7 protein-coding genes and 1 riboswitch are annotated in these 9,052 nt (G+C 72.9%); of the genes, 6 read left to right on the top strand and 1 reads right to left on the bottom strand.

The features are described from left to right. The first annotated feature begins 125 nt into the window (after positions 1-125). Positions 126-264: riboswitch (cobalamin riboswitch) on the top strand. Positions 265-375: 111 nt separating this feature from the next. The 5 genes from ACFXBC_RS16560 to ACFXBC_RS16540 are packed head-to-tail and all read left to right on the top strand — an operon-like array spanning position 376 to position 6,062. Next, positions 376-1,575, top strand: a complete 1,200-nt coding sequence (locus ACFXBC_RS16560; RefSeq protein WP_385024127.1) for a prenyltransferase/squalene oxidase repeat-containing protein — start codon at positions 376-378, stop codon at positions 1,573-1,575. Then, positions 1,575-2,321 carry an SCO2322 family protein gene (locus ACFXBC_RS16555; protein WP_385024125.1) on the top strand — a complete coding sequence of 249 codons (747 nt, stop codon included), beginning with the start codon at positions 1,575-1,577 and terminating at the stop codon, positions 2,319-2,321. The genes ACFXBC_RS16560 and ACFXBC_RS16555 overlap by 1 nt, the downstream gene beginning before the upstream one ends. Beyond that, on the top strand, positions 2,318-3,481 hold the full coding sequence (locus ACFXBC_RS16550; protein WP_385024123.1) for an energy-coupling factor transporter transmembrane component T: 1,164 nt from the start codon (positions 2,318-2,320) through the stop codon (positions 3,479-3,481). The genes ACFXBC_RS16555 and ACFXBC_RS16550 overlap by 4 nt, the downstream gene beginning before the upstream one ends. Beyond that, entirely contained in the window at positions 3,478-5,079 is a 1,602-nt protein-coding gene (locus ACFXBC_RS16545; protein ID WP_385024121.1) for an ABC transporter ATP-binding protein, read from the top strand. The genes ACFXBC_RS16550 and ACFXBC_RS16545 overlap by 4 nt, the downstream gene beginning before the upstream one ends. After that, positions 5,043-6,062: an ECF transporter S component gene (locus ACFXBC_RS16540; protein ID WP_385024137.1), complete on the top strand. Its 1,020-nt coding sequence runs from the start codon at positions 5,043-5,045 to the stop codon at positions 6,060-6,062. The genes ACFXBC_RS16545 and ACFXBC_RS16540 overlap by 37 nt, the downstream gene beginning before the upstream one ends. Here the strand turns inward: ACFXBC_RS16540 and ACFXBC_RS16535 are convergent. Continuing rightward, positions 6,046-7,215 (bottom strand): steroid 3-ketoacyl-CoA thiolase, encoded by a 1,170-nt coding sequence (locus ACFXBC_RS16535; protein ID WP_385024119.1) that lies wholly within the window; start codon positions 7,213-7,215, stop codon positions 6,046-6,048. The genes ACFXBC_RS16540 and ACFXBC_RS16535 overlap by 17 nt on opposite strands. 307 nt (positions 7,216-7,522) lie before the next feature. On the opposite strand from ACFXBC_RS16535, the gene ACFXBC_RS16530 reads away from it, so the two are divergent. After that, positions 7,523-8,767: a cytochrome P450 gene (locus ACFXBC_RS16530; protein WP_385024117.1), complete on the top strand. Its 1,245-nt coding sequence runs from the start codon at positions 7,523-7,525 to the stop codon at positions 8,765-8,767. The last annotated feature ends 285 nt before the right edge of the window (positions 8,768-9,052 follow it).

The raw sequence follows: 9,052 nt of genomic DNA, 5'->3' as shown, positions 1-9,052 counted from the left end.
GCCCGCGTCCGGGGCCCGCCCGGGGGGCCGGGGGCGGCGGGCCCCCCAGCGCGGCGCGCCCCCCCCCGCCCGTTTCCGCGCTGCGGTGCGGAGCGGCCGCGGAGCCACCGGCCACTCCGGGGGCGCTCGGGCGCGGCCGGTACAGTGGGAAGGTCGTCATCACACCCGTACAGGGAAAGCCGGTGCAATTCCGGCGCTGACCGCGCAACCGTGAACCGCCCGTACAGGCGGTGAGCCGGACCGCCTGTACGGAAGTGACCGGCTCGCGCCACCGGAAGCCTCCGGTGGCCGGCACCGTCGAGGTATACGGAGCCGGAGCCCCGGTGCCCGAGCGGGCCCGTGTCCCGGCTTCCCGCAGGAGAGGCCCCGCCCGCCATGACCCTTCGCCGCAGCGCCACCGCGCTCGCCGCATCCGCCATACTCTGCGCGGCCGCTGCCCCGGCGGCCTCGGCCGCCTCGCCGTCGCCCTCGGCGTCCCCGGTGCTCCCCTCCGGTCTGTACGGCAAGGCGGACCCCAAGTACGACGGAGTCTGGCGGCAGTCCCTCGCGATGGTCGCGCAGGACGCCGCCGGGGTGCGCCCCGCGGCGAAGGCGGTCGACTGGCTGACCGGCCAGCAGTGCGCCAACGGCGCCTTCACCTCCTTCCGCGCCGATGTGACGAAGCCGTGCGGCGACAAGGAACTCCTGGACACCAACGCCACCGCGGCCGCCGTGCAGGCGCTGCACGCGCTCGGCGGACACGACGCCGCTGTGAAGAAGGGCGCCCAGTGGCTGAAGTCGGTGGCGGGCAAGGACGGTGGGTGGAGCTACAACCCGGGCGGCGCCAGCGACGCCAACTCCACATCGGTGGTGATCGGCGCACTCGCCGCTGCCGGTGAGCCGACCGCGAAGGCCAAGAAGGTGCTGGTCTCGCTCTCGATCCCGTGCGACGCGAAGGAGGGCGGCGGCGGCTTCGCCTACCAGCCCGACAAGAAGTCCGGGAAGCTGTTCGCGAACGCCGACGCGACGGACGCCGCCGTGCTGGGCACCCTGGGCGCCGGTCTGGCACCGCGGGCCGGCTCCAAGGATGTCGGCGGTACGGGCTGTCTCAACGCGTCGACCCCCGCCCAGGCCGCGCACAACGGCGCCACCTATCTCGCCGGGGCGACCGCGGGCAAGGCCTATCTGAAGTCCGCGATGCCGGGCGCCGACGACCAGCCCGACTACGGCAACACCGCCGACGCGGTGACCGCGCTCGGCGCCGACGGTCTCACCGCACAGGCCAGGCAGCCGCTCGCCTGGCTGGAGCAGCACGCCGCGGGCTGGGCACGGCAGAGCGGTCCCGCCGCGTACGCCCAGCTGATCTTCGCGGCCCGTGCGAACGGTGTCGATCCGCACGACTTCGGCGGCGCCGACCTGGTCAGGCAGCTCAACGCGACCGGGCCCGCCCCCGCGGCCACGGCACAGGCCGCCGACTCCAAGAAGGACAGCGACAGCTCGGGTGTCAGCGTCTGGTGGATCGTCGGCGTCGGCCTCGTCGCCGGAATCGGCATCGGCTTCCTGCTCAGCATGCGCGGCAGGAAGCGTCAGCTCTGATGCGCCGCCGCCCGATACCCCGTCCGCACCCGGTGAGCGCTGTCTCCCTACGGCTGACCGTCCTCGCCGTCGTGGTGGGCACCGCGCTCACCGCGCTCACGGCCTTCGGCGCGGCCCCGGCGCAGGCCGCCGGATACCGGTACTGGTCGTTCTGGGACCGTACGGGCAGCGGCTGGCAGTACGCGACGCAGGGCCCGTCGACGGCCCGGCCCGCCGACGGGGACGTACAGGGTTTCCGCTTCGCGGTCAGCGCGGACTCCCAGGACGCGAGCAAGCCGCGGGTCCCCGCGGGCGGCGGCCTCACCTTCGGCGCCATCTGCGCGAAGACCCCGGCGAAGGGCGGCTCCAAACGGATCGCGCTGGTCGTCGACTTCGGTACGGCGGCCGACGCGCCGGGCGGCGAGAAGCCGCCGGCCGAGCGCACCGTGTGCGCGCGGGTCGGCGGGGACGCGACCAGCGCGGAGGCGCTCGCCGCCGTCGCCAAGCCGCTGCGGTACAACAGCGACGCGCTGCTCTGCTCGATCGCGGGCTACCCCCGGACGGGCTGCGGTGAGCAGGTGTCGGGGACCGGTAAGGGCGGCGGCGGGAAGGCCGCCGACAGCACGGCACACGGCGACAGCACCGCACAGAGCGACAGCGGCGACGGCGGCGGGCCGTCCGCGGGGCTCGTCGGCGGGATCGCCGCGGTGGTCGTGCTCGGCGCGGCCGGTGTGTGGCAGGCGCGCCGCAGGCGCAACGGCGGATGACGGTGTCGCTCCGCGCCCCCGCCGTCGGCCGCGGCAACGCCCTGCACGCGGGCGCCTGGTGGCTGTGGGCCCTCGGGCTCGCCACCGCAGCGTCCCGTACGACCAACCCGCTGCTGCTCGGCCTGCTGGTGGGCGTGGCGGGCTATGTGGTGGCGGCCCGGCGCACGGACGCCCCGTGGGCCCGCTCGTACGGCACGTTCGTACGGCTCGGGCTGTTCGTCATCGGCATCCGGCTGCTGTTCTCGGTGGTGCTCGGCTCGCCGGTCCCCGGCTCGCACCCGCTGTTCACGCTGCCGGAGGTACCGCTGCCGCACTGGGCACAGGGCGTGCGGATCGGCGGCCGGGTGACGGCGGAGCAGCTGGTCTTCGCCGCGTACGACGGTGCGAAGCTGGCCACCCTGCTGATCTGTGTGGGCGCGGCCAACGCCCTCGCCAACCCGGCCCGGCTCCTCAAGTCCCTGCCGGGCGCGCTGTACGAGGTCGGGGTGGCCGTCGTCGTCGCGATGACCTTCGCACCGAACATGGTCGCCGACGTGGTGCGGCTGCGGACCGCGCGGCGGCTGCGCGGCCGCCCCACCGGCGGGATCAGGGCCGTCCTCCAGATCGGGCTGCCGGTCCTGGAGGGCGCCCTCGAACGGTCGGTCGCCGTGGCGGCCTCGATGGACGCGCGCGGTTACGGAAGGACGGCGCAGGTGCCGCCCGCGGTCCGGCACACCACGACCGTACTGACGCTCGGCGGGCTGCTCGGGGTCTGCGCGGGGACCTACGGCCTGTTGGCCGCCGAGGGTGCCTCGTACGGTCTTCCGGTGCTCGGTGTGGGGCTGCTCGCCGCGCTGGCCGGGCTCAGGCTGGGCGGTCGCCGTTCGGTGCGGACCCGCTACCGGCCGGACCGGTGGGGCCCGCGCGCCTGGCTGGTCGCCGGTTCGGGGGTCGCCGTGGCCGCGCTGATGATCTGGGCGGGCGGGCGCGACCCCGCGGCCCTGCACCCCGGTGTGGTCCCGCTGGTCGCACCGGTGCTGCCGCTGTGGCCCGCGGCGGCCGTGCTGGTCGGTCTCGTCCCGGCCTTCGTGGCGCCGGTGCCCGTGCCCGTACGCGTATCAGCACCCAGATCCGTACCCGCGTCCATGTCCGTGTCCATGTCCGATGAGGGGCGCAAGTGATCCGGTTCGAGCAGGTGTCGGTCACCTACGCCGATGCCAGGGAGCCCGCCGTCCAGGGCGTCGATCTGACGGTGCCCGAGGGCGAACTGGTGCTGCTCGTCGGCCCCTCCGGGGTCGGCAAGTCGACGCTGCTCGGCGCGGTCTCCGGACTGGTGCCGCACTTCACGGGCGGGGTGCTGCGCGGCCGGGTCACCGTCGGCGGCCGGGACACCAGGACCCACAAGCCCCGCGAACTCGCCGACCTGGTGGGCACGGTGGGCCAGGACCCGCTCGCGCACTTCGTGACGGACACCGTCGAGGACGAGCTGGCGTACGGCATGGAGTCGCTGGGCATCGCCCCGGACGTGATGCGCAGACGGGTGGAGGAGACCCTCGATCTGCTGGGCCTCACCGAGCTGCGCGACCGCCCGATCGCGACGCTCTCCGGCGGCCAGCGGCAGCGGGTCGCGATCGGCTCCGTGCTGACCCCGCACCCCAGGGTGCTGGTGCTCGACGAGCCGACGTCGGCGCTGGACCCGGCAGCAGCCGAAGAGGTGCTGGCCGTCCTCCAGCGGCTGGTGCACGACCTGGGCACGACGGTGCTGATGGCCGAACACCGGCTGGAGCGGGTGGTGCACTACGCGGACCAGGTGATCCTGCTGCCGGGCCCCGGCGCGGCCCCGGTCATCGGCGCGCCCGCCGAAGTGATGGCGGCGTCCCCGGTCTTCCCGCCGGTCGTGGCGCTGGGCAGGCTCGCGGGCTGGGATCCGCTGCCGCTCTCCGTACGGGACGCCAGGCGCCGGTCGGCGGCGCTGCGCGAGCGGCTCGCGGACCGGGTCCGCACGGACCCGCCCGCTCCCCCGCCCGCGGAACCCGTCGCCACCGCCGACCGGCTGGGCCTGCGGCGCGGGCGGGTCGAGGCGCTGCGGCAGGTCTCGCTCTCGGTGCGGCCCGGCGAGACGGTCGCCCTGATGGGCCGCAACGGCGCGGGGAAGTCCACGCTGCTCGGCACGTTCGTCGGGATGCACGAGCCGTCGTCCGGCTCGGTCCTGGTCGGCGGCCGCACCCCGCACCGGACCCCGCCGCGCGAGATGATCCGCCGGGTGGGGCTCGTACCGCAGGAGCCGCGCGATCTGCTGTACGCGGACACGGTCGCCGCCGAGTGCGCGGCGGCCGACGCGGACGCGGGCGCGGACTCCGGCAGCTGCCGGGCGCTGGTCTCCGAGCTGCTGCCCGGGGTCCCGGACTCCACCCACCCGCGTGATCTCTCCGAGGGGCAGCGGCTGGCGCTGGCGCTGGCCGTCGTGCTGACCGGCCGTCCCCCGCTGCTGCTGCTCGACGAGCCGACGCGCGGTCTGGACTACGCGGCGAAGGCCCGGCTGGCCGGGGTACTGCGCGCGCTGGCCGGGGACGGGCACGCCATCGTGCTCGCCACCCATGATGTGGAGCTGGCCGCCGAACTCGCCCACCGGGTCGTCGTCCTGGCCGACGGCGAGATCGTCGCGGACGGGCCGACGCCGGAGGTCGTGGTCGCGTCGCCGTCCTTCGCACCGCAGGTCGCGAAGGTCCTCGCGCCGCAGGACTGGCTGACCGTTTCCCAGGTGCGGGAGGCGCTGTGAGGGCCGTCGGTCTTGGGCCGCGCTCGGTCGCCGCGCTCGTCCTGATCACCGTGATCGGGGTGTTCGCCTTCGGCTGGCCACTGCTCGCCGACTCCGCTTCGGGGCTCGCGCACTCGCAGGACGCGCCCTGGCTGTTCGCCGCGCTGCTTCCGCTGCTCGTGGCCGTGGTGGTGGCGACCATCGCCGACGCCGGGCTCGACGCGAAGGCGGTGGCGATGCTCGGTGTGCTGGCGGCGGTGGGCGCCGCGCTGCGCCCGCTCGGCGCCGGTACGGCGGGACTTGAGCCGATGTTCTTCCTGATGGTGCTGAGCGGGCGGGTACTCGGTCCCGGATTCGGCTTCGTGCTCGGCTCGGTCACGATGTTCGCGTCGGCCCTGCTGACCGGCGGGGTCGGCCCGTGGATGCCGTTCCAGATGCTGGCGATGGGCTGGTTCACGATGGGCGCCGGGCTGCTGCCGGGCGCCCGCCGGCTGCGCGGGCGGGCCGAGGTGGTGATGCTCGCGGGGTACGGGTGCCTGGCGGCGTTCGCGTACGGCACGGTGATGAACCTGCAGGGCTGGACGTACATCGGCGGGCTGTCCTCCGGGGTCTCCTTCCATCCCGGTGACGCGGTCGGGGCGAATCTGACGCGCTTCTTCGCCTACTGCGCGGCCACTTCGCTCGGCTGGGACCTGGGCCGGGCGGCCGTGACCGTCGTCCTGACCCTGCTGGTCGGCCCGGCCGTCCTCAAGGCACTGCGCCGGGCGACCCGGCGCGCGGCCTTCGACGCGGAGGCGGTCTTCGACGCGGGGGCGGCCTTCGACGCGGGGGCCGCGATCGATACGGAGGCGGCGTTCCCTGCAGAGGCCGCGTCCGGTGCGGCGACAGAACCCGGCGTACAGGCCGGGTCCGGGGCAGAGCCGGATCCCGGCCCCGCCCCAGGGACAGAGCCGGATTCGTCCGGCCCCACCCCCGCCCCCGGCTTCCCTACAGCCGCTGAATGATCGTGCCGGTGGCCAGCGCGCCGCCCGCGCACATCGTGATCAGCGCGAACTCCTTGTCCCTGCGCTCCAGTTCATGGAGCGCGGTGGTGATCAGCCGGGCCCCGGTCGCCCCCACCGGGTGTCCGAGCGCGATCGCCCCGCCGTTCACATTGACCTTCTCCAGGTCCTGCTCGAAGACCTGGGCCCAGCTGAGCACCACCGATGCGAACGCCTCGTTGATCTCCACGATGTCGATGTCCTTGAGCGACATCCCGGCCTTGCCGAGCACCGCGCGCGTCGCGTCGACCGGCCCGTCCAGATGGAAGTGCGGGTCCGAGCCGACCAGCGCCTGGGCGACGATCCGCGCCCGTGGCCTGAGCTTGAGGGCCCGCGCCATCCGCTTGGACGCCCACATGATCGCGCAGGCACCGTCGGATATCTGCGAGGAGTTCCCCGCGGTGTGCACGGCGACCGGCATCACCGGCTTGAGCCCGGCGAGCCCCTCCATCGTGGTGTCGCGCAGCCCCTCGTCCCGGTCGACCAGGCGCCACATGCCCTGACCCGCGGCCTGTTCGTCCTCGGTGGTGGGGACCTGGACGGCGAACGTCTCCCGTTTGAAGCGCTCCTCGGCCCAGGCGGCGGCAGCCCGCTCCTGCGAGATGAGGCCCAGCGAGTCGACGTTCTCGCGGGTCAGCCCCCGGTGGCGGGCGATCCGCTCGGCGGCTTCGAACTGGTTCGGCAGGTCGACGTTCCACTCGTCGGGGAACGGCTTGCCGGGTCCGTGCTTGGAGCCGCTGCCCAGCGGCACCCGTGACATCGCCTCGACCCCGCAGCTGATACCGATGTCCACGACACCGCCCGCGATCATGTTGGCCACCATGTGGCTGGCCTGCTGCGAGGACCCGCACTGACAGTCCACGGTGGTCGCGGCCGTCTCGTACGGCAGCCCCATCGCCAGCCAGGCGCTGCGCGCCGGGTTCATGGACTGCTCGCCCGCGTGGGTGACCGTACCGCCGACGATCTGCTCGACGCAGTCGGCGTGGATGGCGGTGCGGCCCAGGAGTTCACGGTAGGTCTCGCCCAGCAGATAGGCGGGATGGAGATTGGCGAGGGCGCCTCCGCGCCTGCCGATGGGGGTACGTACGGCTTCGACGATGACGGGTTCCGCGGCCATGAGCTCGTCCTCTCCTCCACGTCCGCTGGGGCGTCCCGGCGCCCTCACGGAAGAACTGATACGCGTTCTAGTTCTCTGTGCAGTCTTATGAGTGCTACCCCCGGTACGCAAGGCCCGTGCACGGGTCTTGGCCGTTCCTACGCCCCCTTGGCACGCAACAACTCCGTCCACGACCCTTGCTCCTTGTAGAACTCGTTACTATCTTCGGACCACTTCTGATGGGTCGTCAGACGGTCGGCGGCCAGACCACGGCCGGCCGGACACAGCCTGAGAGCACAGTCAGCCAGACCTGGAGTTGGAGGAGCCGATGCACTGCCCCCATCTGCCCGAAGGGTTCGACTTCACGGATCCGGATCTGCTCCAATCCCGGGTACCGCTCCCGGAGTTCGCCCAGCTCCGGCAGACCGCGCCGGTCTGGTGGTGCACCCAGCCGGCCGGGATCGCGGGCTTCGGCGACGAGGGGTACTGGGCCGTCACCCGGCACGCGGACGTCAAGTACGTCTCCACGCACCCGGAGCTGTTCTCGTCCCACACCAACACCGCCGTCATCCGGTTCAACGAGTCCATCAGCCGCGACCAGATCGACGTACAGCGGCTGATCATGCTCAATATGGACCCGCCGGAGCACACCCGGGTCCGCCAGATCGTCCAGCGCGGTTTCACCCCGCGTGCCATCCGGTCCCTGGAGGACGCCCTGCGCCACCGGGCCCGTTCGATCGTCGAAACGGCGCTGGCGGGCGCGGCGGACGACGGTTCCTTCGACTTCGTCACCAACATCGCGGTGGAGCTGCCGCTCCAGGCCATCGCGGAGCTCATCGGCGTACCGCAGCAGGACCGGTCCAAGATCTTCGACTGGTCCAACAAGATGGCGGCGTACGACGATCCGGAGTACGCGATCACGGAGGAGGTCGGCACCGAGGCGGCGATGGAGATCGTCTCGTACGCGATGAACCTCGCCGCCGACCGCAAGCAGTGCCCGGCCAAGGACATCGTGTCCACCCTGGTCGCGGCGGAGGGCGAGGGGAACCTGTCGTCCGACGAGTTCGGGTTCTTCGTCATCCTGCTCGCCGTCGCGGGCAACGAGACCACCCGGAACGCCATCAGCCACGGGATGCACGCCTTCCTCACCCACCCCGAGCAGTGGGAGCACTACAAGGCGGAGCGGCCCGACACGACGGCCGAGGAGATCGTGCGCTGGGCCACCCCCGTGGTCTCGTTCCAGCGCACCGCGACCCAGGACCTGGAGCTGGGCGGGCAGCAGGTCAAGGCCGGTGAGCGGGTCGGCATCTTCTACTCGTCGGCCAACAACGACCCGGAGGTCTTCGAGAACCCGGAACAGTTCGACATCACCCGCGACCCCAACCCGCACCTCGGCTTCGGCGGCGGCGGCCCGCACTTCTGCCTGGGCAAGTCGCTCGCCGTACTGGAGATCAACCTGATCTTCGACGCCATCGCGGACGTACTGCCCGGTCTGAGGCTGACCGGCGACCCGCGACGGCTGCGCTCGGCCTGGCTGAACGGGATCAAGGAACTCCAGGTGAACCGGGGCTGAGCGGGCGGGCCCATACCTCGCTGCCCGTATGGGCCCCGCGCCTCGCTACCCCTACGAATACGGGCCCGCCGCCTCATTGCCGTACAGGCCGCTCTCAGTACCCCGCGGTGAATCTGACGCGGTGATGCCGGGGCGTCTCGGCCTCGTCGAGCAGCACGACCGCCAAGTCCTCCAGGGAGATCGATGAGGTGCCGTCGGGGGGGGCGGGCGCGGCGGGGGGGGAGGGGGGCCCACCCCCGGACGGGGAAATAAATGGTGCACTCAATAACGAAAACAGAGAAAAAC

It is taken from the genome of Streptomyces sp. NPDC059398, from assembly GCF_042751845.1.
Classification (GTDB): Bacteria; Actinomycetota; Actinomycetes; order Streptomycetales; family Streptomycetaceae; genus Streptomyces.
Note: the sequence above shows the minus strand (reverse complement) of the source record. Positions and strands in the feature narration are given on the sequence as shown.